Below are 23,118 nucleotides of genomic sequence, written 5' to 3' on the forward strand. Positions count from 1 at the left end.
CAAATACCGAAGATTCTGAAAAAAAGTCACAGAAATGTATTGTAAAATATAAAATAAATCGTCTATAATATAACTATGTTATATAAGTTGACGCGAAAATGGGAGGTTTCATATCATGGCACTGTTATATGTAACTGGAGCTACAGAAGGTACTATTGTTGATGAAATTAAGGAAATCATTGAATCGAAGAGCGTTGAGCTTCTTCATTTACAATTTGTAGATATGGAAGGAATTTTAAAACAAGTAACGGTAACGGCAGAACAATTAGATGATGTAGTAGAAGGAAAGATTATGTTTGATGGTTCTTCTATTACAGGTTTTTCTCCAATTAATCGTTCAGATTTATATTTAGAACCAGATTTAACGACATTTGCAGTTATTCCTTGGACGGTAGAAGAAGGATATTCAGAAGCTCGTTTCATCTGTAGTGCGAAAAACCCGGACGGTACTTTATTTGCTGGTGATACTCGTAACGTTTTACAGCATACGGTCGACAAAGCTGCTGAAAAAGGGTATTCCATTTCTGTTGGACCTGAACTTGAATTCTTCTTATTTCAAAAAGATGAAAGCGGCAAAGCAACTTCTGTTACGCAAGACAACGGCGGTTACTTTGAAACTTCTCCGAAAGATCTTGGTGAACGCGTTCGTTTAGAAATTTATCGTGCGCTAAAAGCTATGGGCTTCAAAATTGAAGTATCTCACCATGAAGTGGCAGTAGGTCAACATGAAATTGGCTTCAAATATGCAGATGTATTACGTGCAGCTGATAATGCAACAACATATAAATGGGTAGTAAAAACGATTGCAAGTCAGTTTGGTATGCATGCTACATTTATGCCAAAACCGGTATTTGGCATTAACGGTTCTGGTATGCACGTAAATATGTCCTTCTTTAAAGATGGAGAAAATATATTCTTCGATCCTAGTGATGAAGCACAATTATCAAAAGAAGCTTACTCATTTATCGCTGGTGTTTTATCAAATGTAAAGAGCTTTGTAGCTGTAACGAACCCGCTAGTAAACTCTTATAAACGTCTTGTACCTGGTTATGAAGCACCTTGCTACATTGCATGGTCAGCATCTAACCGTTCTGCATTAATTCGTATTCCTGCTAAACGCGGCGTAGCTACTCGTGTTGAACTTCGTTGCCCAGATCCATCTGCAAATCCATATCTTGCATATGCAGTAGTTGCAGCTGCCGGTCTAGACGGAATTGAAAAAGGCTTAACTGCTCCAGCGCCAATTGATGCAGATATCTTCCACATGAGCGAAGAAAAACGTGCAGAATTAGGAATTGATAATTTACCTGGTAGCCTAGAGGGTGCTATTGCAGCACTTGAAAGTGGTGAAATTGGTAAAGCAACATTAGGCGAACATGTATTTAGAGAATACGTAGCTGTGAAAAAAGCAGAATGGGATAGCTATCGTACATCTGTTCATACTTGGGAACTCGAAAACTATCAAGAAAAATTCTAATCGTACTAGAATATGGAAAGCGCCTGTAAGCAGGCGCTTTTTTGTATGCAGATTGTCATAGAGGGATATGATTTTCAAATGGCTCTATTTTCTTGAAATTTTCAGAACTTACGAGTACACTTTACTAGAATGTAATCGGTTCATAGGCGACAAAGAGCTTGTTACATTGTTTCCTAGAATAGGAATAAACGAATATAGTTTCGGGAGCCTGCGGAAGTGGGCTGAGAGTATGACTATTCTGTCGTAGACCGCTTGAACCTGTTGGATAATGCCAGCGTAGGGATCGTGAATTGAGTCTATTCAAAACACTTTGCGTACGCAGAGTGTTTTTTTACGTTGGTGGGCAGGAATTTTTTTGAAGGGATGAAGAAGTATGGATGTAATGCAAGTAGCAACAGCATTGAACAAGGTACGTGAGGCAAGTCCACTGGTCCATAATATTACAAACGTTGTGGTGACAAACTTTACAGCAAATGGATTACTAGCACTTGGTGCATCTCCTGTTATGGCGTATGCCAAGGAAGAGGTTGCGGATATGGCGCGTATTGCAGGCGCGCTCGTGTTAAATATTGGAACGCTAAATGCGCTCGAGGTAGAGTCCATGTTGATTGCAGGTAAAGCTGCTAATGAAGCAAATGTGCCGGTTATTTTCGATCCGGTGGGTGCAGGGGCAACGCCATATCGTACGGAAACGGCACGTCTTCTTGCAAAGGAGCTAGATATTGCGGTGCTACGCGGAAATGCGGCTGAAATTGCAAATGTGGTTGGGCAAAGCTGGAACATCAAAGGAGTAGATGTCGGAGAAGGCGACCTAAATGTCATGGAATTAGCACAGTATGCAGCAAAGCAGCTCCAAACGACGGTCGTTATAACGGGAAAAGAAGATGTCGTATCAAACGGTATAGATACGTATACCATTCAAAATGGTCATCCAATTTTAACAAAGGTAACAGGAACGGGCTGCTTACTTACTTCTGTTATTGGGGCATTTGCAGCAGTGGAACGGGAGGATTATGTATCTGCAGCTGTTTCAGCACTTGTAAGCTATGAAGTGGCGGCTGAGTTAGCTGTAAGTATATCAGGTGAGAAGCCTGGAAGCTTTCAAATCGAGTTATTAAATCAGCTTTCTCAAGTTCAGGATAAGGATGTTATGAAATATGGAAAGATTAAGTAAGGGGGATCAGAATGACATACAGAGCATTAACGATTGCAGGATCAGATAGCGGCGGCGGTGCTGGAATTCAAGCAGATTTAAAGACGTTTCAAGAGCTAAAGGTGTTTGGGATGTCGGCTATAACTGCCATAACTGCACAAAATACACTTGGTGTACAAGGGGTCTATCCTATGACACCATCAGCAGTCGCAGAACAAATTGAATCGGTTGCTAGTGATATTGGAGTCGATGCAATAAAAACGGGAATGTTGTTTGATAGTAGTATTATTCGTGTTGTTGCAGAGAAAATTCGTCAGTTTGGTTGGGAGCAGGTTGTTGTCGATCCAGTTATGATTGCCAAAGGAGGAGCTCCTCTTTTACAGCAAGAAGCAATGAAGGCACTAAAAGAGGAATTATTGCCGTTAGCGAAGGTGGTAACACCAAATATTCCGGAAGCTGAGGCGATAACGGGAATGACGATAACAACGATGGATGAGCGGCAGCTTGCAGCACGGAAGCTCTATGATATGGGTGTAAAGAATGTTGTGATTAAGGGCGGCCATGATGATGCAGAAGATGAAGCAATTGATTTGCTATTTGATGGTTCATCATTTACATACTTTACAAGTAAGAAGATTGAGACGAAGCATACGCACGGGACAGGATGTACGTTTGCAGCAGCTATAGCAGCGAGCCTTGCACAAGGTAAGACAGTTATAGAAGCTGTTCAAATTGCTAAAGATTTCATTCAAGCTGCGATTGAAAACAATCTCGGCCTTGGCCACGGACACGGCCCAACGAATCATTGGGCTTACAAGGAAGGGAAATAAAATGACAGATCCAAAGACATTGCGGAATATGCTTCGCGTGTATTTTATTGCAGGAAGTACAAATTGTAAACATGATGTTGTAGAAGTAGTAGAGGAAGCAATTCGAGGAGGCATCACCTTATTTCAATTTCGTGAAAAGGGAAAAGATGCAGCCGTAGGACAGGAAAAAATGCAGCTTGCCAAACGGATACAAGCATTGTGCAAGGAAAATCATATTCCTTTTATCGTGAATGATGATGTTGATTTGGCGCTTGCTATTGATGCAGATGGCGTTCATATTGGACAAAAAGACGAAGATGCAAAACATGTTCGAAAAAGAATTGGCGATAAAATATTAGGTGTTTCTGTTCATAGCTTAGACGATGCTCACCTGGCAATAGCAAATGGAGCTGATTACTTTGGAGTGGGGCCTATTTTTCCAACACAGAGTAAGGATGATGCCGAGCCGGTGCGAGGTACAGAAGTGATTGAAATCATACGGAAAAACGGACTGGATACTCCGATTGTTGGAATTGGCGGAATTCATGCAGGGAATGCCGATGAAGTAATGGCAGCGGGTGCAGATGGTGTGTCAGTTATTTCCGCTATCAGCTTAGCGGATTCCTCCTATGAGGCGGCAAAACAGCTAGCAGAAGCTGTGAAGAAGTAAAGTGTAAAAAGGAAGGCGGATTGAATTACCGCCTTCTTTTTTTATAGAAATGTCCTGTTCGTTTTCTTCGCAATCGTTTGTTATAATATTCAAAAGGATTGTTAATTTGTTCCTTATGTTTCCATCATTTTGTACATATGGAGGTAGAGATATGTCAAATTTTCAAGATAAAATAGAAAAGTATGCTGAGCTTGCGGTTCGTGTTGGTGTAAACGTACAGCTGAATCAAACAGTACATGTCAATTCACCTATAGAAGCAGCACCATTTGCTCGTTTAGTTGCGAAGAAAGCGTATGCTGAAGGAGCAAAACATGTATACGTGGAGTGGAGTGACGATGAGCTAACTCGTATTAAATATGAGAATGCTCCAGACCAAGCATTTACAGAATATCCGATGTGGAAGGCGAGAGGGTTAGAGGAACTCGTTGAAAACGGGGGCTGCGTGCTAAATATATATACGCCGAATCCTGATTTGTTAAATGGTATTCCAACTGATCGCATCGCAACAGCGAATAAAACGGCTAATACGGCACTTCAAACCTATCGCAGCGGGTTAATGGCTGATAAAGTTTGTTGGTCGATTGTAACTGTTCCAACAAAAGCATCAGCTGCGAAAATATTCCCAGACTTATCAGAAGAAGAAGCAATAGAAAAACTTTGGGGAGCAATTTTCCGGATTAATCGTATCGATCAAGAAGATCCAATCGCGGTATGGAAGGAACACAATGAAACGTTAAAGAATAAGGCTGCCTATCTAACGGAAAAACAATACAAACAGCTTGTATACGAAGCGCCAGGAACAAATTTAACAGTTGATCTTGCGCATGATCATATTTGGCTTGGCGGTGGTGCCGTAAGCCAAAGCGGTACGGTCTTTAATCCGAATATGCCAACGGAAGAGGTTTTCACGATGCCTCATAAAGATGGAGTGAACGGTGTAGTAAGTAGTACAAAACCGTTAAATTATGCAGGTAATGTAATCAATAATTTCTCTTTAACATTCGAAAATGGCAAAGTGATCGATTATCAAGCGGAAACCGGCTATGAAACACTTAAACATTTATTAGAGACCGATAAAGGATCGAGCAGATTAGGAGAGGTTGCACTTGTACCTCATCAATCACCGATTTCCCAATCTGGTCTGATTTTCTATAACACGCTCTATGATGAAAATGCATCAAATCATATTGCCCTTGGCCAAGCATATCCTGTTAATTTGAAAAACGGTACAGCGATATCTGAAGATGAATTGGCTGCACGCGGATCAAACAGTAGCCTCGTACATGAGGACTTCATGATTGGCTCTGCTGAAATGAATATTGATGGTATTACAAAGGATGGAAAGCGTGAACCGATTTTCCGTAATGGAAATTGGGCGTTTTAAAAACGAATAGTAAACAGGCCCCGAGAGATAACTCGGGGCCTGTTTTTATTTAACAACATGATAAATATTATCAGAAATGGAAATAAATTGGTAGGATTTTCGTACCTAAGAAAAGAAAATAGTAATATTACTTTTGTTAAGCAGGTTGTGTTTCGAGCGTGTTCCTAGTCAGGCACGCATTTTTTCTATCAAAGGGGGGAGAGAGGTGTAACCAAGTATTTATGTGAGTTAAGGAGGAATTTGTGTGCAAAGAGAAATATGGAAGTGGATTTTTCATGAAATGAAGGATGAGGATTTGTACAATTTAGTCGAGCATTGCGGTGTAAAGATAAAAGGCTTCCGAAATCTAGAACTTTCGATGATGAAAAATATAAGAACAAAATGCATGAAAGAATTGCTGAAATCACAACAGATTTTACAGGTTAAACTTTATTTTCAAAATGAAATGAATGCAGTTATAGCAAGAAATAAGGAAGAGCTTATGGAGTCTTGTATGGATAGTGATAAAGCCGTACACATCCTAGCTGTTTTATTGAGTTCTACAAATAAGGAGCATACACAGATTGCAACAGAAATATATGAAAAAATGACGAAAGAAATGAAAACGATTACAGTTCTGGATAATGAGCATAATAGATTACAACAAATGCAAATATTGATTGAACAATTCGAGGAAAAGATAAAAAAACAAGAGAAAAGGCTAAGTGAAATGGGGGAGCAGTTGGCGAATAAGTCGCAGGAGCTGCTACAAAAAGATAAAGAAGTGAAAAAATATGAACGAGATGCAAAAAAATATAAACGAAGTATTGAAGAAATGGAGAACAGCAAGAATGAATTGGATAATGAGTTATCATCACAACGAAGTGTAGTGGCAAGCTTACAAGAAGAGCTAGGGAAAAAAGAGAAAGCACTTCATGATTATGAGGTTATCATGCGGCAATGTGAAGAGGAGATTCATAGATTGCAAATAGGGGTTGAAATAGCTGCTGATCAGCAAGCAATCCTACNCTAGGGAAAAAAGAGAAAGCACTTCATGATTATGAGGTTATCATGCGGCAATGTGAAGAGGAGATTCATAGATTGCAAATAGGGGTTGAAATAGCTGCTGATCAGCAAGCAATCCTACATTCCTATGTTGTTATCGGGGATGTGCCGAAGCAAAAATTGTCCGAGTATCCCGTTCTTTCATTAGATCAAGTAAAGATGATAGATTCACATACATTTGCAGACTATGAATTTGTATGCCTATTGCGTTTTTCGTTGCCACCTGCTGTATTGCGTAGCGTGAAGAAAGCACTTCGACCTGAGCAGATCAAGGAGTTTTATACGCTTGAACAATTTATACAATGGGAGAGATTGCGATGATGAAACAATGGGATTTTTGTCTTTTAGGAGTACTTGCCACCAATGAAGAAATTGAAAATGAATTTCATAAGTCTAAAAGTGTTTTTGTGAATAGTCAGAATACCGTCCAATTTTGGATTAAAAAAGTGTCAACTAAGCCGAATCACATTGGAAACGCGACGTATTTTGCTTGTTATGCAACAGATTTACAACGATTTGGGTTTGAAGATCAAGTAAAGATGCTCGATCATGAGCGAGAGAGGGAATTACGAAGTTTTTTAGATAATTACTTATTTGTATTTCGGCCTGCTAAAAAGGCAACGGCTACACAAGATATTTTTTTAGCCAAAGAAACGGAATTAGTACGAAAAGCAGATTCGTTTCGAAGTAATGATCGATTTGAGCCAGTTCCAGTGTTTAGTGAAAATAAGCATGGCTATACGTTTCAAGAATTTTGCAAACGGATCATTATGAAGAAACACGTTGGTAAAATTGAAAAATTTTCAGTGGATACAAATGAATCACCAAGATTTATTTTATGGAAGGAAGATGAGGAGAAAACCTATGTAATAGGGCCTTTCACTAGTCATTCGTATGCACACGGTGGATTTTGTTTTCAATATGATAAAGTATTAAAAATTGAATTGCTCCCAGATTCTTGGAAGGATGGGTTATATGAAATATCTAACTCGTTATCGTATATGAATATTCATTCTTATAGCAGTATGGATGATCTACTCAAGGATGGACAAATGCTAGAGTCTATTCTTCCAGATGAAGGTTTAGAGGAAGCAGCTGCAGCTATCGTGGAACGAGAGAATCTAGTTCCACCGTCGCAACTTGAGGAAGACTCGTTTGTCGAGCATTTTATTGAACTAACGAGTCAATCTGGGCTCCTTTATTCTTCTAAAGACCTAGTAAATTTTCATGCTGCGATGAAGACTTCTCATCTTGTCATTTTACAAGGAATGAGCGGAATTGGAAAATCACGGCTTATTCATGCGTATGCAGATGCACTAGGCATTCATAATGAACAGCAGATGCTCTTTATTCCAGTTCGACCTTCTTGGACGGATGATTCAGATGTAATCGGTTATGTTGATTTTACTAATATGATTTACAGACCGAGCAATACAAAACTTCTTGATATGCTAATTGACGCGGCGAAAGAGGAAAATCGCACGTCCAAGCTCTATATTATTGCGTTTGACGAAATGAATTTAGCACGAGTCGAGCATTACTTTTCACAGTTTTTATCTGTTTTAGAGATGGAGAAGGAGGAACGTATTCTTCGTTTATATAATGAGAATGTAGCGAACAAGCTGTATAATGCTTCGCAATATCCACCTAGTATTCCGATTGGCGACAATGTTATGTTCGTTGGGACGGTAAATGTTGATGAATCTACCTTTCATTTTTCTGACAAGGTATTGGATCGTGCCAATGTTATTACACTTGAAGTTGTGAAATACACTTCTTCTCATAAAAATAACAAAGAAAGTCGTATGCTCCATACGAATAAAAGAATGGATTATCATTCCTATCGAAAGTTTAGCCGTACATCTTCTGCTATTCTATCTGAAGAAGAATTAGAGTGGCTGTGGGAAGTGCATGAGGCGATGCATGATATTGATACGAGAGCAGGAATCGGTCCGCGAATTGTAAGACAAGTGGATGCTTACGTCCAAAACGTACCGAATACAAAATATATAACGCGCGCGGATGCATTAGATTTACAATTTGTGCAGCGAGTATTAACGAAAATAAGAGGATCGGAGGAAGTATGGAAATCATTTATCGGTACGTACGATGAACAGAGTGAGGAAGTCATCAATTCTAAGCTATTATTAATCTTGCAGCGCTATGATCATTTATCTCCATTTATAAAGTCAAAGCAGGCAATAAAACAAAAAGCTAAAGAGTTAAAATACTATGGTTATGTATACTAATTCTGTTCCGTTTACGCTGAAATTGGAGCAACAAGGCCGCGCTGCAGAAACAGTTATGTTTACCACGAACGAATCTGATATCTCTGAGAATACATGCATCGAAATTCGTGAAAATATTGATGTATATGTTTTATTTCAAAGTGAAAATGAAACGTGTCGTTTCTATATTGAGGGATTAGAATGCATAATAAATAAAGGTGAGATTGAAGAAGATACGGATCCCTATCTTCTTCCTTCTGATAAGAAACGGCTGCTCTTTGCCTATGATCAATTCCCGCTTATTCCGGGCGATTATTGTATTCGGGTCGTTTGTGAGACGTCATATTATACGATGCTACGTGTTCTTCCTAAGCAAATTACTACAAGTCAACTGCAGATTATGAAGGAAGAAATTGAAGGATTTCTGAAAGGACTAGCGTACGAACGGGTTCAACAAACAGATCTAGTCCTCCCTAAGTTCAGTATGGACGTATCACGTTCGTACATGATGAATTATTCCATTGTAGAAAACCATTTAAAGCATGTTCTTGCTGCATTAACTGATTTAACTACACATGTAAACCATTCAATTAAAAAAGAGGTTGGATTCGTTTCTACAGAGAGAACAATACCTATAGAACGTATCCGTAAGCAGCAAGTCTATACGAAAAGTAGACGACCATCTTCTGCTCTTAAGTGGGATTATAATCTTCCAGAAAATCGCTACTTAAAACAAATGGTACGGTTCCTCCAGCGTGAATTACTTCAGATGAAACGAATGGGTGATATCTATTTGGAACGCATTGAATTTTCACAAGAGATGAAAGAAGAGTCATCGTTTCTTAGATCCTCGCAAGTCATGATGAAACGTCTGTTACATGCATTGCTGCATCTTCAATCCGCACCTTGGTTTTCAAAACTGGAAGACTATAGTACATCAATTCTACCGTATCACCTCCATACAGATGCCAGATATCGTGCAGTTTATAAAATGTATCGGCAATGGAAAAAGAATCAGGATATGTTGAAAGAGGGAAGTATACGTTTTAAGCGTACGGATAAGCTTTATGAAATTTGGGGCTTCCTGCAATTTTTACAAGTTCTTACGAAAACGATGTGTTATACACCAGTTAGTGGTTGGCTATATTCTGAAGGAGAAAAAGATAATTATGGCTTGCCTTCATTAGAAGGCAATACAAAGATTATTTTACAGAAGGATTCCATAACGATTCATCTTTTCTATGAAGGAGAAATTCCACTTGATGCGGTAGAAACATCTCCTGATTATCCACTTTATACGGAAAGCACGAGCAATCGACCCGATATGCGTATGGACATATATTTAGAAGCAGTTTATATGGGCAGTTTATTGTTCGATTTTAAATATCGGCCTCTTCACCATATATGGGACGTCACGAGGGTAAAGTACAAAACAGCAACAATGCGTAAGCTTTCGCAGTATGCATTGTCATGTAAATCTAATTATTTATTTGGCACAAGAGAGGCAAGGTATGTTAGGCCTGTTCATGAAGTATGGGCGATTCATCCTAATGTCCATAAGGAATACCCTGTAGCAAAAAAGTTGGAAAATCACGATCTTCGCATAGTCCAACTTAGTCCAACATATAGCACCGAGCATATTGCAGAAAATCTTACAATAGCCATTACAGAATTAGTGAATAAACAAAATGTGTTATCGTTATTGACCGTGTAAAGGATAGGGATAGAAGGGAAACAGGAATTATACTCTTAAAAATCCTAGCTCCATTCTAAGATTTTCAAAGTATAGTGCGGCTCATTCGTGTTTTTAATGTGGTAACATTAACATGAAAAAAAGTGAACCACATTCGTGAAAACAGAGAATGGTAAGGAGCGTCGAATGAAAAAAGTAGCAATCCTAGTATGCATAGTATCCCTTCTATCTGTCTCTGCTTGTAGCATAACGAAATATGATAAAGAAATTCATTCTGCTATGAAAGCATTACAAGAGGATCAGTACGGAAATGCGCTTACTCACTTGATGGAAGCAGAAAAAGAACATTCTACAGCAGAAGTAAAAACATATATCGATGAAACGAAGCATATACAAAACAGTGTTCAAGCTATTGAGCAAGGAGATTATAATGGTGCCGTAGCGGCTGCAGAGCAAATTGTAAATGCGAAAGATTCTTCTGAGTATATTGAGATACTGAAGGAGAAAGCAAATCGAATGATAACCAAAGTAAATCAGTGGAATTCACAGCAAAAGGAAATGCAAGATAAGCTGATGAAAGCACAGGCATTAGCTAATGAAAAGAAATATGAGGAAGCGGAAGCTATTCTGAAAGAACTTTCTAACACAGCGTCCCAAAGTGAACAAATTAAAGCAATTGCAAAACAGGCAAATCAGCTGTGGCAGATGATAGACCAAGAAAAACAGAATTCTACCAATGCACAGACATCCTCTGCCACGCCAAGTGGTGAAATAAAGTAAAAAAAGAAGGGGGCACACCCCTTCTTTTTTCATGTTAACTATTTTTTCTCTATGTCTTTTAGTATGTCATCAAAAGCAAGGAGAATATATGTTACACTTGATAAGGATAAGTCAATTCATCAATTAAACTGTAATTTACTCACAAGGGGAGAATGCAGTGCAACAGCAAATGGAGAAACACATTGAAACTACAATTGTTGAAGCAGCAATTGTTTTATTTTCTACAAAAGGATTTGAAACGACATTAGATGATATTGTAGAGGCCTCAGGAATTTTCAAAGCAGAAGCATTGCAATATTTTCAATCGAAGGAAGAAATTATCCAGTTTATCATTAAACAACAGATACAATTCATTCGAGAACATATGCAAATGTTAACCAAGGGGAAGGGTGCGTTGACACCTTCTATCATACAATTGTTTGTTGATCTTTCAAACAACATTCAGCATAGTCAAGTATCACTACAAATGTTATTACAATTCTCACTTATGAATCCGGTTTTTCGTCAGACTGAGTGTAGCATTGAACAGATTGTGGGAGTGCTAGAGGAGCTGTTTGAGAAAGGACAAAGGTCTGGGGAATTCAACACATTGCTATCATCCAACACGATGGCGCAGCTAGCATGTCAGCAATATTTTGGAATCCTTATGACATGGTGTATGAATGGGGAGGATTATAGTCTGCAAGAACGTGTGAAAATCTCATTTGGAATGTTATTCAATGGCTTGTTAAATCGATACTAGAATACATAGAAAAGAATACAAATACATAGAAGAAGTCTAGGCTAATCTATAAAGAGCAAAAAGACGTGCAAAAAATTCATCGCTTGCACGTCTTTTTTACTTGTTGTTAAGAATTTCATGTAACATGTTACATCGTTTCAGCATTGGTAGCAGATGTGATTTCCTTCTGTTTAGGAACCTTTGTTAAAATGACACCTCCAATAATGAAGAGGATGACGATGCTAAGTACTCCTGCATTTGTTTTTCCAGTTGCCTGCGCGGTGACACCTACGAGAAAAGGCCCCATAATTGCTGCGAATTTGCCGAAGATATTATAGAATCCGAAAAATTCGTTTGCTGATTCTCTTGGTACGATTCGAGCAAAATAAGAACGGCTCAGTGCTTGAATCCCACCTTGCGAGCTAGCTACAAGCATAGCCAAGATCCAGAAATCGAGGGTTGTTTTTAAGAAATAGGCGTATGTACAAATGATGACATACATAACAATTCCCACTAGGAGCATAGTTCTTCCTGAGAATTTTTCAGCTAATTTTCCATACAGGAGAGAAAATGGAGCGGCAACGATTTGGGTGACAAATAGAATAATAAGCAAGTTTGTACTACTAATACCTAGGTCTGTTCCGTAAGCGGTAGACATCGTTATAATCGTATCAACACCATCAATGTAGAAGAAGTATGAGAGTAAAAATAGAAAGACGATTCTATGTTTTTTAATATTAAGGAAGGCTTGGAACAAACGTTTAAAGCTGTTTCCAATCGGATTCGGTTCATGTTCAATATAGTAGTTTTGTGTGACGTTACGCAGCAAGGGAATAGTAAAGAGCCCCCACCAAAGGGCAGTAATAGAAAACGCAATTTGACTTGCGACTGTGGCAGATAACGGGAGTATATTGTTTTGTGCAAGAATGATAATAGCAATTGCGATAATGAATGGGATTGTACTTCCAATGTATCCGTAGGCATAGCCTCTTGTTGAAGTTCGGTTCATCCGTTCATCGGTAGTAACATCAATAAGAAATGCATCATAAAAAATATTAGCTCCTGCAAATCCTACAACTGTGAGCATATAGCATATTAATAGCAACAGCCATTGATTATGCGGAACAATAGCAAGCATAGCTGTAAAAATAATACCGAGTGCAAAAAAGAAAGTGAAAAATCTCTTCTTAAAGTCTTTATAGTCTGCGATTGTTCCTAAGATTGGTGCAAGCAGTGAAATGAGAAAAGTAGCAAGTGAGTTCGCATAGCCCCAGTACGCCGTTGATGTTGCTGAAGCTAGGCCTGCATTATTTGCAGCTGCTTTAAAATAGATAGGAAATACTGCGGTAGTAATGATAAGCGAATAAGCAGAATTTGCCCAATCATAAAAGATCCAGCTCTTTTCTTTCTTCGTAATCCCTTTCATGCGATGATCCTCCCTAAGGTTTTAATGTATTTCCGAAAGAAGTCCCCATCTTCAAGAGCCCAGCGGTAAGGTGGGGATGAATTTCGGTTAGGTATAGCCTAACTGATTTCTAAGAACTGCCAATTGTTCGTATGGTGTATACGTTCTATATCTGATATCTTCACTTGTTTATAAGATTTATCAGGATTTTGTACATAGTGTCCATGTATATCTTGTACGTATACCATTTTCCCTGTAAACCCCGTCACAAAACCTACTTGCCCAAATACCTTGACTTTATCTCCTAAATAGATTTTATCTACATGCGGTGTATTTTTATTGTTCCGTTTTGCACTTGTATTTTTCGTTTTTCTCCCTCTTCTTGCGGTTGCTTCATGAAGAGAGCGTTTTTTCTTTCTAAATTGCTTGATGAAAAATTCACCGCTTTGATCGTATTCTTGTAGTTGTATTGGATTGGTAATCGCAATGGCATCATTTGCATGCGTTTTGGCTAATCCAAGTTCTTTTCTCTTTGGTGTTGTGCAACTGCCATACGTAATCTCACAATCTAAACGATTCATAATATGTAGCCGCAATATATTCATAAAAGCAGTTTCTTTATATTGTTTGACTTTCTTGAAACTGTGTTTGATTTTCCCTTGATGAAATTTTTGATGACATTCATCATGCACTGTTACAAGGTTATCTGCCATATCAGAGCCGCCGTTGCATCGTTCAATGATATGATGCGTATGCATGATACCACCTTTTTTCTTGCAAATTTGACACGTATAGTTATCTCTCGCAAATACGTAATATCTTGCATTCCAAAAGCCAAAGGCATCTCCTTGTTGATATTCGATTCCTTGTATATTAGGGTTTTTTAGTTTTTGCGCATCAAATTTTCCTACTTCGACAATGACTTTTGGAGATGGTAAGAGGAATTTGAATTTCTCTATCCAATGAATAACATTGTCGATTCGACTTTGAATGGAGGGTGGGAGCCAGCCTTCTTTCTTTTTTCGGTTCAGAAAACGTGCTTTTCGGTAGCGGGTTTTACGTTGTCTTCGACTTCTACGTAATGTAGCTCTAAGGAACAGGTTCTCTTTGACGTCTTGGCGTAACGCAATGGTTCCTTTCGCAAGTACTTTTTCTTCTGTTGTAATCGCAACGCCTACATACTTTGCGCCACTATCAACGCCGATTGTAACTGGTTGTACTGTTTCTCCAGTAGCATATTGGAGCTGAATGATAAATGGTGTGTATCCCACAATCTTTGCTTTTCCTTGTTTGAGAAGAAGCCGAGCCTTGCGAGGACTGCAGGGCATAAGCGGTTCTCCTCTTACATTCTTGACAAATACACGCATGTTTTGTCCCTCCTAAGAGTTTGTTTCCCTTCGCCAATGTTTGTAGATGTTGGCAACTTCTTATATAAGAAGGCTTGTGGTTGACCGTTCCTTCCCAATCAGAACTGTTACAGAGCTACCATAGAGCCAAGAACTAGGGAATCATTCTTGGGTATGCAACCTACGAACGGAGTCTACAAAAGACAAAGACTAGACAACCAGAGCTTTTTACAAGCCCTCACTTCAAAACGTGTTAGCGTTTAAGTGGTGGGTAGTTGACGGTAATTGTACAGGAACCTTACTTGGTAATAGTGAGTAATGGATGAAAATTAATACATATTTTACAAACTATTATAATTGCAGCATAGCCGCTATACATGTTCCGTCTGTATCACCTAAATCTAAGCCGAGGAGGGCAGCCATTGTAGGTCCTTCATCAATGAGACGCATAAAAGGAATAATAGCACCTTGACGAATTCCTTTACCTGCCGCTATGAAAATGGTTGTGTAATTGTCCTTTGTCGGAGAATAGCCATGAGTGGCAAGGGTATATTTTTTGTCAGCTTTCGTATCTTCAGGAGTAATACGTAGTTTATACGATCCAATCCAATCCTCCAGAAAATAATAGCCTTTTTTTGCCTCAAGCATAAATAGACAGTTCCCGTCTGCTCCGCGCATTTTTGCCTCCTCACTATTTAGTACAAATTCAATTCCGCTAGAAGAATCGGCAAGTAAAGTTGTGACCATACGGGATACCTTTTCTTTTGTTTCATCATCATATTTGTCTTTCAGGTAGATATATGCTGATCCATCACAGCTTTTGCAGTATGCCTTCCAATCCGTTACATTCCCGCGTGCATCGACTGTAATGAAATTCTGTTCATAAAGAAGAACATTCAGATGTAGAGCGGTTGTTTCATCTAATGCGCTATGATCTCCTAATACAATGATTGTGCTGTCGTCTGAAAGGTTACTTTCTTTTAATGCACGCATCAGTTTGCCAAGACGATTATCATGACGATGGATCGCTTGGATGGCTTGCTTAGATGAGAATCCATACATATGCCTTTGCGTATCTAAGTCGGTAAAATGAACAAGCGTAAGATTTGGTTTTTTCGTTTTTATTGTATGAATAGCTGCTTCAAGCACGAAGTCATCTAGTTCTGGTTGACTTAAGCCTTTTCGTAAATGGCCAAATCGCCGATTCATATCCAACTGATAGAAGGGGCTTCCATTAAGAAGAGATACAAGAACTTGCGTGTGCCAAGGGCGATTGGGGAAGATTTCTGGCATATGATAATGAATGTCTGCTCTCGCTGTCACTGGCCACAGAAGGGCAGCTGTTTTTAGTCCTGCTCGCTTTGCCTCATCATAGATTGTCGTTCCTTGGATGTGACGACGGTGCCAATGCCAATCGGGAGATAACCGCCCTGGCTGTAATAATGTGTTGTTTGTAATACCGTGGCGTGATGGATAATTACCAGTTACAATCGTTGCATGAGACGGATACGTTACAGAAGGATATATAGCTTCTACCTTTTTGGAATAGGCTCCTTTTTGAAGGAGTGTATGAAAATGTGGAAGCTCCTGCAAAAGTGGAAAGTCTAATGAAGACAGACAATCAAATGAGAGAACAAGTAGATGTTTTGTTGCAGGTTGCATAATAGAAATCCTCCTTACTTGTAAGCTAGTAAGATTGTAATACGATATGTAGAGGAAAGGTATGCATTTACAATATTTTCACAAAAGTAAATAAAATCTATCATAAAAGTAAAAAAACGTCTCAAATATGTAGTTTTAGTAAAGGAGTAATCCTTGTAATAAAATAGCAGGATAAAAGTAGATTAGATTTTTACTACTTTGTATCCTGTGTTAGAAAATGTATTGTTGTTATTATTTTTCGTAATGTATAATTGGTAATACTAGTGCTTTTGTACGTATAGCAACAAGCCCTTACGATAGGAGAGAAGTGAATTTGGGACGAATGACTGTATATCCGCAATCGATGGAGCAAGTGAGTCAGACAATTCAAGACACGGTACGTAGCTTTGAACAGCTAATAGGGGAATTTTCTGGTTTTCTAGATCGATTGTCGTTTGAACAGATAGAAAGAGAGAAATTGATACAGAGTAGGAATAAATGGAATGAAATTTCTCAAATGCTTGTTGAGGTTTTAGAAGAGCAAGCTAGTTTTCTTTCGGAAACAGCGAATGAGCTACGGCTGCTGGATGAAGAATTTGTTAATTTGGAAGCGTTTCATACGGCTGGCTCTTCATTCTTATCAGCTATGTCTTTTCAAAAACTACAAAATGTATACGGAGCAAACATAAGTAATCCTCAATTAACACGACATCTTCTATCATTAGGTGAATATGAAAAAAAAGGTATGGAATCAGATACAAGGACAAGCGGAGATTTTTCCTCTGACCGTACAGAAGATGTAAGATATGATTTGCTGTCTAACACTTTAAGTAATAAGGCAGGGGAGGATGTTCTACAAACGGAAACAATTTTTGAAGGAATTCAATTTCGAAATGTAGAAAAGGACGAAGATGATTTGCTTTCTATTAAAGACAAATTAAAGTCTTTTGTTTTAGAAAAAAATAGATATAATTGTACTTGAAAATAATCTTTGTTTACTCTAAACAGGGCTTTATAAATGAGTTAAAATAGAAGAGAGACTATAGAGGTCTCTCTTCTATTTTTGTATCAGAAAGGCGATAGGAAGTATTGGGTTAAAAATCATGCCTATTGTAAAGAATAGAATAGCATTCCTACTTAAATAAATTGATGCCTAGGCAGGCTTTTATAAATAATATATGTAATAAAAAATCCGTATATTCAATGAATGTAAAGAAAAATCATAGTACAGCAAATATAAAGGAATACTAGGGGTCTATAAAAGGAGATTCGTATCATGAGTATTATAGATAGAATAGAACTAACGAATGAAGAGTTCTTTTTTCTAGCGAGTCTGTTTGACTGTGATGCTCTTATTGGAGTACCCGATCCCTTTATAGGATATTGGATCGAAGACATTGAAGCAGCGATGAAACGAGCCGCACAGTCTCTCGTTAAGAAAGGATACATTGTATATAAGGACAACGATATAGATGTAATACCAAAATTATTTACTTATATGGAAATTTGCACAAAAACAAATATGACATTATGGATGCAATCGGAACGGAACGGCAAACGAGATGAAATCTACTATTATTTTGATGCTGGAAAAGTAATAGAAAGTCATGTATTTGAAATAGGTGAACAGCTTACTTATCATTTGAACGAAAGAGGAACGTCAATTGAACTCTGGAATGAAATTGTGAAGGGCATGCTGCCAAAACAAAGACAGGTGATTCAGGACGGAGCGATCATTTTAGATAGAGAGGAATTTATAGGTTATCTAGAAAACGGCAAGTATAGCTTAAAGGAGCTTGAAGCGAAATTGAGGTGGCATCACGCGTCAAGTAATATGGCAAAGCAGCTTGCAAAATCAATGAAACATCATGAACGATACAGTCAATTTACAGTCTTCTATCGTGTAGAAGGTGATTGGCGTGTCAATTATATTGGTTTATTATGTGATGAAGTATCAAACTTTATTGTCGTAGGTATGGAAAAGCATCTTCGTCAATTTGTGAAAATTTATAGCATCGCACAAAGTGAGTTTATTCGAGAAATGCAGGGAATGATTCTGCGATCGAAGAGTCCGTCATTGTGAAAAATAGAATGAGGCGATGCAACGCTGCTTCGCCTCATAGAATTCTATTTAAGGGTAGTTAGATCTTTTTTCAATAAGTGAATTATTTCATTAAGGATCCAAGCTCTTCCGTAATGGCTTGCATTTCACTAATACTAAATGTATTACGCTTGATGACATGATAATAAATTTCGAGTAATTCTTCATACATTTCTGCATTAAAGTTTTCTGCACGAACTGCATCGGCGTTGACCATACGGAGTTTTTCTTTAATTGCTTCTACCATATATGAAATATTTTCTTTTGATTGTATTGATAAATCCAATGAAACTCCTCCTCTTTCGTGAACTAATTCTATATTATCACCTTTTCGACAATATTTTGTAACGATTTCTACCGTGGTTTACAATTGTATACGATAAAATACAAATAGTGGGAGCTTAAATTATATCCACTGTATAGAGTTTCCCCTTATACTAGGTGTAAAGATTTATAATGAAGGGGAGAATGAACTATGATTCACGTATTATTTGTTTGTCTTGGTAATATTTGTCGTTCGCCGATGGCAGAGGCAATTTTCCGTGATTTAATTGTTAAGAATAACTTACAGGATAAGATTGTTGTAGATTCAGCGGGAACGGGCAACTGGCATATCGGGGAAAAACCACATATTGGAACGCAAAAAATATTAACGGAAAACACAATTTCCTTTGAAGGAATTACAGCACGGCAAGTAGAAAAAAATGATTTAACGAAGTTCCATTATATCGTTGTCATGGATGAACAAAATTTACATGACGTGTATCGTTTTGGTCAGTCTAAGGGTTATGTTGGACGATTGTCGGATTTTGTTCCTACGGACAGTTGGAAGGACGTTCCAGATCCATACTTTACAGGAAACTTTCAGGAGGTATTTGACCTCGTAACAGAGGGATGTAAGCATCTTTTGGAGCACATTCGGAAAGAGAATAGCATGTAAACTAATGGAGAGGGTGAAGGAAAATGGAAAAGAAACAAACAGAAAAGAAGAATACATTTGCTCGAAATATTACAATTGGTGTCGCTGTAGGTGCACTAGCTACGTTATGCAAAAGAGAAAATCGTGAGAGACTAACTGCAAATGCCCGCAAGGTTAAGGAAAAAATGTGTGATCTTCGTAATCAAGCAGCTCCTATTAAAGAACGTGTGAAAGAAACTGTACAGGATATTCGTGCAAAGGGTAGTCAACTGACAGATAAGGAAGTTGTAAACGAAAAAATTGAATCCATAAAGAAAATAACACCTCTCGTAATCGAAACGTTACAGGAATCACGAGAAATTTTTAATAGAAAGAAACAAGAATTGAAAGAACAAGAAGAAGCTAAGCGAAAAGAAGAAGAGCTCGCTTTTGCACAGGCAGAGGCATCTGCAACTACTGTAGAAGAGGTATCATTAGAGACAGAGGAGATACCAGAAGAAGAAACTGAGAAAAAAGAAGAAGCTGGTGCAGATAAAAAGTAATTGTACTAAGTAGGTGAGCACATTGTACTTCAGCAGGAGAGTAAACAAATTTGTAACATTACTTCTTCATTTGTATGAGCGGACAAAAAAGGATGATGTGGCGGGTATGGCTTCTCAACTCGCCTATTTTTTCTTACTGTCAATTTTCCCGGCACTTGTCTTTTTACTTACAATTATTGGATTTTTACCACTTGAATCTGAAGATATTCTATTGTTTTTACAGCAATATGTCCCAGCTGATGGAATGAAAGTCATTGAGACGAGCGTTTCGAAGATTGTACAAAACCAAAATGGCGGACTCATGTCATTTGGTATATTAGGGACGCTTTGGGCGGCATCCAATGGAATTAATGCGATTATGAATGCCTTTAATCGTGCGTATGATAGTAAAGAGACGCGACCATTTTACATAACAAGAGCAATCTCGATTGTACTAACTATTGCAATGGTATTTGTCATCATGTTTGCACTTGCCCTTCCTGTGTTTGGAAAGCTAATTGGTACTGCTATTTATGCAGTATTGCACTTACCTGGAAGCTTTTTAGAAATATGGGGTACCGTACGTCTCGTTCTTAGCTTTTTTGTATTATTTATTGTCTTTGCATTTCTCTATAAGTTTGCCCCTAACCGAAAGTTATATCCAATAGAAGTGATGCCAGGGGCAGCGTTCGCATCAGTTGGTTGGGTTGTCGTTTCGTATTTGTTTGCCTACTATGTAGAAAGGTTTGGGCACTATTCAACTACCTATGGTAGTTTAGGCGGTATCATTGTTCTTATGCTTTGGTTCTATTTGACTGCGTGGGTTATTTTACTAGGTGGTGAACTGAATGCTATGATCTATAGCGGACGAAGTAACGGTAGTGATTTCCATACTAAAAAGAAGGATTAACTCCCATACTATATCTGAAAAGGGGGCGATCTGATGAGTAAAAATCAACATGGAAACGCTAAAAATGATAAAAACCAACGTAAGCAACGCAGCAGCTCACAACCAAAACATAAAACGAGCGGAAGCGCAAACGGTTCAAACGATTATCATTAACAGCAGACTCCAAAGGAAATCTCCTTTGGAGTCTTTTTTTGAAATTATTCGTTTGCTTTTAGTAATCGTAAGCCGTTTAAAATGACGAGAATGGTACTACCTTCGTGTCCAATTACCCCATATGGAAGGGCCAAAAATTGAAGGAAGTTTGAGCAAATAAGTAGCGCAATGACAGATAATGAGAAAATAACATTTTGCTTTACAATTACATTCATACGCTTTGATAACTTAATGGCCTGTGCTAATCGAGAAAGCTCGTTCTTCATTAATACAACGTCTGCGGTTTCTAGGGCAACGTCCGTCCCTTCTCCCATTGCAACGCCAATACTAGCAGTTGCAAGTGCAGGAGCATCATTAATACCATCCCCAACCATTGCCACAGTCCCGTATTTTTCTTTCAATTCCTTAATTGCTTCCACTTTTGTTTCAGGTAGACAGGAACCATAGTATTCAGAAATATTGCTTTCTGCTGCAATTGCTTTCGCTGTTTGTTCATTGTCTCCTGTAATCATTACCGACTTTACACCAAGTGCATCTAGTGCCTGTATTGTCTTTAATGTTTCCGGGCGGAGAATGTCCTTTAGCGCAATTAGACCGACAATGCCTTGTTCGTCACTCATATAAACTAGTGTTTTTCCTTCATTCGCAAGCTTTGATGCAATTCCATCTTTAAATGTAGCTGCTTCATCTCCAACGAAGGCAGGTTTCCCAATTTTATAAGCTTTATTGTCGACAACTCCTTTTAATCCAAATCCTGTTACATCCTCTACCTTTTCTGGTTTGACAGGGGCCGCGTTGTATGTTTGCTTCGAAAATTTTACAATTGCTTCTGCCAATGGATGTGTAGAGTGACTTTCGATAGAGGCCATTATTTGTAACATATCAGCCTCTGTGATTCCTTCTCGTACGAATACATCTGTGACAACGGGACGTCCTTGTGTTAATGTTCCTGTTTTGTCAAAGGCAACAGCTCGTAAGGATGCAAGTCGTTCTAAGTGAACACCGCCTTTAAACAAAATACCATGACGTGCACCATTTGAAATGGCAGATAAACTAGCAGGTGTGATGGAAGCAACAAGTGCACAAGGAGATGCAACCACTAGTAAAATCATAGCTCGGTATAATGTTTCGTTCCAACTCCAACCAAGGGCATAATGTGGTATGAACATCATTAACGCAACGACAGCTAAGACCGCTTTAACATAGGTCCCTTCAAATTTTTCGATAAATAGCTGGGAAGGAGATTTTTCACTTTGCGCACTTTGCACCATTCGAATGATTTTTTGAAACAACGTTTGGTCACTATTTTTCGTAATCTTGACTTCAATAGCGCCGCGCATATTTACTGTTCCAGCGAATACATTATCATTTACTTTCTTTTCATTTGGGATTGGCTCACCTGTAATAGCAGCTTCATCAACATTTGTTTCACCAACAACAATCATTCCATCAGCAGGAATTCTTTCTCCTGGTTTAATGAGAATAATATCATCAATTTGAAGTTCTTTTACAGGTACACGTTCTTCGGTTCCATTAGATATACGAAGCGCTTCTTCAGGTTGTAAATCAAGAAGTGCGGAAATTTCTTTTTTACTTTTATTCATCGTGTAAGTTTCCATTGCACCGCTAAGTGCGAAGATTAATATTAAGATGGAACCTTCTGCCCAATATCCAATCATTGCGGAACCAACAGCTGCAAAAATCATCAGCATTTCAACGTTTAAATCTTTTTCCTCGATGGTACTGGTAATTCCCTCTTTCGCTTTTGCGTATCCACCAATCAGAAAGGCCAGCACAAAGAAGGCAATAGAAACGGTAGTTGCACCTTGCTTATCTAATATCCATCCGATAAGAATGAAAACACCAGAAGATAGTGCAAATATGAGTTCATGGTGTCTTTTGAATGTCTCCATGAATGAAGCTGTTTGATTATTCTTTACTTGTTTTTGCTCAAGTGTTTTTGCTTGGCTACTCATATAAATCATCTCCTCTCTTTTCTTCTAATGAGAAAAAGAATCAAAATCGCTACCCCTAAAAAACACGAAAGCTGCCATCCAAATGGATAGCAGCGCTATATCAAGTCTTATGGGGTATTTAGTTTTCCTCGCCCTCATTATATCATGAAACATCTATGGAGTGATATGAAATAATTTGAAAATGAGA

General features: G+C 38.3%; 20 protein-coding genes. 15 read left to right on the forward strand and 5 right to left on the reverse strand.

Annotated elements, in window-relative coordinates; all coding sequences use genetic code 11:
* The first annotated feature begins 115 nt into the window (after positions 1 to 115).
* The 10 genes from glnA to ACM5BR_RS15775 all read left to right on the forward strand — a co-directional run bounded on the left by glnA (position 116) and on the right by ACM5BR_RS15775 (position 11,980).
* Positions 116 to 1,477, forward strand: coding sequence for a type I glutamate--ammonia ligase (glnA, locus tag ACM5BR_RS15730; RefSeq protein WP_416828955.1), 1,362 nt, complete (start codon positions 116 to 118; stop codon positions 1,475 to 1,477).
* Between the two features lie 373 nt (positions 1,478 to 1,850).
* The gene (gene thiM, locus ACM5BR_RS15735) at positions 1,851 to 2,651 is read left to right on the forward strand and encodes a hydroxyethylthiazole kinase (RefSeq protein ID WP_416828956.1); all 801 of its coding nucleotides are present in this window, start codon (positions 1,851 to 1,853) and stop codon (positions 2,649 to 2,651) included.
* 11 nt (positions 2,652 to 2,662) lie between these two features.
* Positions 2,663 to 3,460 carry a bifunctional hydroxymethylpyrimidine kinase/phosphomethylpyrimidine kinase gene (gene thiD / locus ACM5BR_RS15740; RefSeq protein ID WP_416828957.1) on the forward strand — a complete coding sequence of 266 codons (798 nt, stop codon included), beginning with the start codon at positions 2,663 to 2,665 and terminating at the stop codon, positions 3,458 to 3,460.
* 1 nt (position 3,461) lies between these two features.
* Complete coding sequence (thiE, locus tag ACM5BR_RS15745) at positions 3,462 to 4,109, forward strand: thiamine phosphate synthase (protein ID WP_416828958.1); 648 nt, start codon at positions 3,462 to 3,464, stop codon at positions 4,107 to 4,109.
* Between the two features lie 151 nt (positions 4,110 to 4,260).
* A complete protein-coding gene (locus ACM5BR_RS15750; RefSeq protein WP_416828959.1) occupies positions 4,261 to 5,493 on the forward strand; it encodes an aminopeptidase in 1,233 nt (410 codons plus the stop codon).
* A gap of 1,050 nt (positions 5,494 to 6,543) precedes the next feature.
* A complete protein-coding gene (locus tag ACM5BR_RS15755) occupies positions 6,544 to 6,858 on the forward strand; it encodes a hypothetical protein (RefSeq protein ID WP_416828960.1) in 315 nt (104 codons plus the stop codon).
* The gene (locus tag ACM5BR_RS15760; protein WP_416828961.1) at positions 6,855 to 8,786 is read left to right on the forward strand and encodes an McrB family protein; all 1,932 of its coding nucleotides are present in this window, start codon (positions 6,855 to 6,857) and stop codon (positions 8,784 to 8,786) included. Before ACM5BR_RS15755 ends, ACM5BR_RS15760 begins: the two co-directional genes overlap by 4 nt.
* Positions 8,770 to 10,479 (forward strand): nuclease domain-containing protein, encoded by a 1,710-nt coding sequence (locus ACM5BR_RS15765; RefSeq protein ID WP_416828962.1) that lies wholly within the window; start codon positions 8,770 to 8,772, stop codon positions 10,477 to 10,479. The genes ACM5BR_RS15760 and ACM5BR_RS15765 overlap by 17 nt, the downstream gene beginning before the upstream one ends.
* A 165-nt stretch (positions 10,480 to 10,644) precedes the next feature.
* Positions 10,645 to 11,238, forward strand: coding sequence for a hypothetical protein (locus ACM5BR_RS15770; RefSeq protein WP_416828963.1), 594 nt, complete (start codon positions 10,645 to 10,647; stop codon positions 11,236 to 11,238).
* 157 nt (positions 11,239 to 11,395) lie between these two features.
* Positions 11,396 to 11,980, forward strand: a complete 585-nt coding sequence (locus tag ACM5BR_RS15775) for a TetR/AcrR family transcriptional regulator (protein ID WP_416828964.1) — start codon at positions 11,396 to 11,398, stop codon at positions 11,978 to 11,980.
* 127 nt (positions 11,981 to 12,107) lie between these two features.
* Here ACM5BR_RS15775 and ACM5BR_RS15780 read toward each other — a convergent pair whose 3' ends face one another.
* From ACM5BR_RS15780 to ACM5BR_RS15790, 3 genes are all read right to left on the reverse strand, one after another.
* A complete protein-coding gene (locus ACM5BR_RS15780) occupies positions 12,108 to 13,385 on the reverse strand; it encodes an MFS transporter (protein ID WP_416828965.1) in 1,278 nt (425 codons plus the stop codon).
* A gap of 98 nt (positions 13,386 to 13,483) precedes the next feature.
* A complete protein-coding gene (iscB, locus tag ACM5BR_RS15785; RefSeq protein WP_416828966.1) occupies positions 13,484 to 14,731 on the reverse strand; it encodes an RNA-guided endonuclease IscB in 1,248 nt (415 codons plus the stop codon).
* Between the two features lie 330 nt (positions 14,732 to 15,061).
* A complete protein-coding gene (locus tag ACM5BR_RS15790; protein WP_416829062.1) occupies positions 15,062 to 16,375 on the reverse strand; it encodes an alkaline phosphatase family protein in 1,314 nt (437 codons plus the stop codon).
* 310 nt (positions 16,376 to 16,685) lie between these two features.
* Between ACM5BR_RS15790 and ACM5BR_RS15795 the strand changes: the two genes are divergently transcribed.
* Together ACM5BR_RS15795 and ACM5BR_RS15800 are read left to right on the forward strand one after the other, a co-directional pair.
* Positions 16,686 to 17,333, forward strand: coding sequence for a hypothetical protein (locus ACM5BR_RS15795; protein ID WP_416828967.1), 648 nt, complete (start codon positions 16,686 to 16,688; stop codon positions 17,331 to 17,333).
* 294 nt (positions 17,334 to 17,627) lie between these two features.
* Positions 17,628 to 18,434 carry a hypothetical protein gene (locus ACM5BR_RS15800; protein WP_416828968.1) on the forward strand — a complete coding sequence of 269 codons (807 nt, stop codon included), beginning with the start codon at positions 17,628 to 17,630 and terminating at the stop codon, positions 18,432 to 18,434.
* Positions 18,435 to 18,516: 82 nt separating this feature from the next.
* Here ACM5BR_RS15800 and ACM5BR_RS15805 read toward each other — a convergent pair whose 3' ends face one another.
* A complete protein-coding gene (locus tag ACM5BR_RS15805; protein WP_416828969.1) occupies positions 18,517 to 18,738 on the reverse strand; it encodes a DUF1128 domain-containing protein in 222 nt (73 codons plus the stop codon).
* A 189-nt stretch (positions 18,739 to 18,927) separates the two neighbouring features.
* Between ACM5BR_RS15805 and ACM5BR_RS15810 the strand changes: the two genes are divergently transcribed.
* The 3 genes from ACM5BR_RS15810 to ACM5BR_RS15820 are packed head-to-tail and all read left to right on the forward strand — an operon-like array spanning position 18,928 to position 20,802.
* Positions 18,928 to 19,392 (forward strand): low molecular weight protein-tyrosine-phosphatase, encoded by a 465-nt coding sequence (locus ACM5BR_RS15810; protein ID WP_416828970.1) that lies wholly within the window; start codon positions 18,928 to 18,930, stop codon positions 19,390 to 19,392.
* A 23-nt stretch (positions 19,393 to 19,415) separates the two neighbouring features.
* Entirely contained in the window at positions 19,416 to 19,913 is a 498-nt protein-coding gene (locus ACM5BR_RS15815) for a hypothetical protein (protein WP_416828971.1), read from the forward strand.
* A 13-nt stretch (positions 19,914 to 19,926) separates the two neighbouring features.
* Entirely contained in the window at positions 19,927 to 20,802 is an 876-nt protein-coding gene (locus ACM5BR_RS15820; protein WP_416828972.1) for a YihY/virulence factor BrkB family protein, read from the forward strand.
* Positions 20,803 to 20,999: 197 nt separating this feature from the next.
* Here the strand turns inward: ACM5BR_RS15820 and ACM5BR_RS15825 are convergent, their stop codons facing one another.
* Positions 21,000 to 22,931 carry a heavy metal translocating P-type ATPase gene (locus tag ACM5BR_RS15825; protein WP_416828973.1) on the reverse strand — a complete coding sequence of 644 codons (1,932 nt, stop codon included), beginning with the start codon at positions 22,929 to 22,931 and terminating at the stop codon, positions 21,000 to 21,002.
* Positions 22,932 to 23,118: the final 187 nt, after the last annotated feature.

The sequence above is a fragment of the Ectobacillus polymachus genome (assembly GCF_048159605.1).
Lineage (GTDB): Bacteria > Bacillota > Bacilli > Bacillales > Bacillaceae_G > Ectobacillus > Ectobacillus polymachus.

What these genes read in the sequence shown, in the direction of transcription:
- glnA (WP_416828955.1), top strand. Translation starts at nt 116, where the DNA reads ATGGCACTGTTATATGTAACTGGAGCTACAGAAGGTACTATTGTTGAT.
- thiM (WP_416828956.1), top strand. Translation starts at nt 1,851, where the DNA reads ATGGATGTAATGCAAGTAGCAACAGCATTGAACAAGGTACGTGAGGCA.
- thiD (WP_416828957.1), top strand. Translation starts at nt 2,663, where the DNA reads ATGACATACAGAGCATTAACGATTGCAGGATCAGATAGCGGCGGCGGT.
- thiE (WP_416828958.1), top strand. Translation starts at nt 3,462, where the DNA reads ATGACAGATCCAAAGACATTGCGGAATATGCTTCGCGTGTATTTTATT.
- ACM5BR_RS15750 (WP_416828959.1), top strand. Translation starts at nt 4,261, where the DNA reads ATGTCAAATTTTCAAGATAAAATAGAAAAGTATGCTGAGCTTGCGGTT.
- ACM5BR_RS15755 (WP_416828960.1), top strand. Translation starts at nt 6,544, where the DNA reads ATGCGGCAATGTGAAGAGGAGATTCATAGATTGCAAATAGGGGTTGAA.
- ACM5BR_RS15760 (WP_416828961.1), top strand. Translation starts at nt 6,855, where the DNA reads ATGATGAAACAATGGGATTTTTGTCTTTTAGGAGTACTTGCCACCAAT.
- ACM5BR_RS15765 (WP_416828962.1), top strand. Translation starts at nt 8,770, where the DNA reads ATGGTTATGTATACTAATTCTGTTCCGTTTACGCTGAAATTGGAGCAA.
- ACM5BR_RS15770 (WP_416828963.1), top strand. Translation starts at nt 10,645, where the DNA reads ATGAAAAAAGTAGCAATCCTAGTATGCATAGTATCCCTTCTATCTGTC.
- ACM5BR_RS15780 (WP_416828965.1), bottom strand. Translation starts at nt 13,385, where the DNA reads ATGAAAGGGATTACGAAGAAAGAAAAGAGCTGGATCTTTTATGATTGG.
- iscB (WP_416828966.1), bottom strand. Translation starts at nt 14,731, where the DNA reads ATGCGTGTATTTGTCAAGAATGTAAGAGGAGAACCGCTTATGCCCTGC.
- ACM5BR_RS15800 (WP_416828968.1), top strand. Translation starts at nt 17,628, where the DNA reads ATGAGTATTATAGATAGAATAGAACTAACGAATGAAGAGTTCTTTTTT.
- ACM5BR_RS15810 (WP_416828970.1), top strand. Translation starts at nt 18,928, where the DNA reads ATGATTCACGTATTATTTGTTTGTCTTGGTAATATTTGTCGTTCGCCG.
- ACM5BR_RS15815 (WP_416828971.1), top strand. Translation starts at nt 19,416, where the DNA reads ATGGAAAAGAAACAAACAGAAAAGAAGAATACATTTGCTCGAAATATT.
- ACM5BR_RS15825 (WP_416828973.1), bottom strand. Translation starts at nt 22,931, where the DNA reads ATGAGTAGCCAAGCAAAAACACTTGAGCAAAAACAAGTAAAGAATAAT.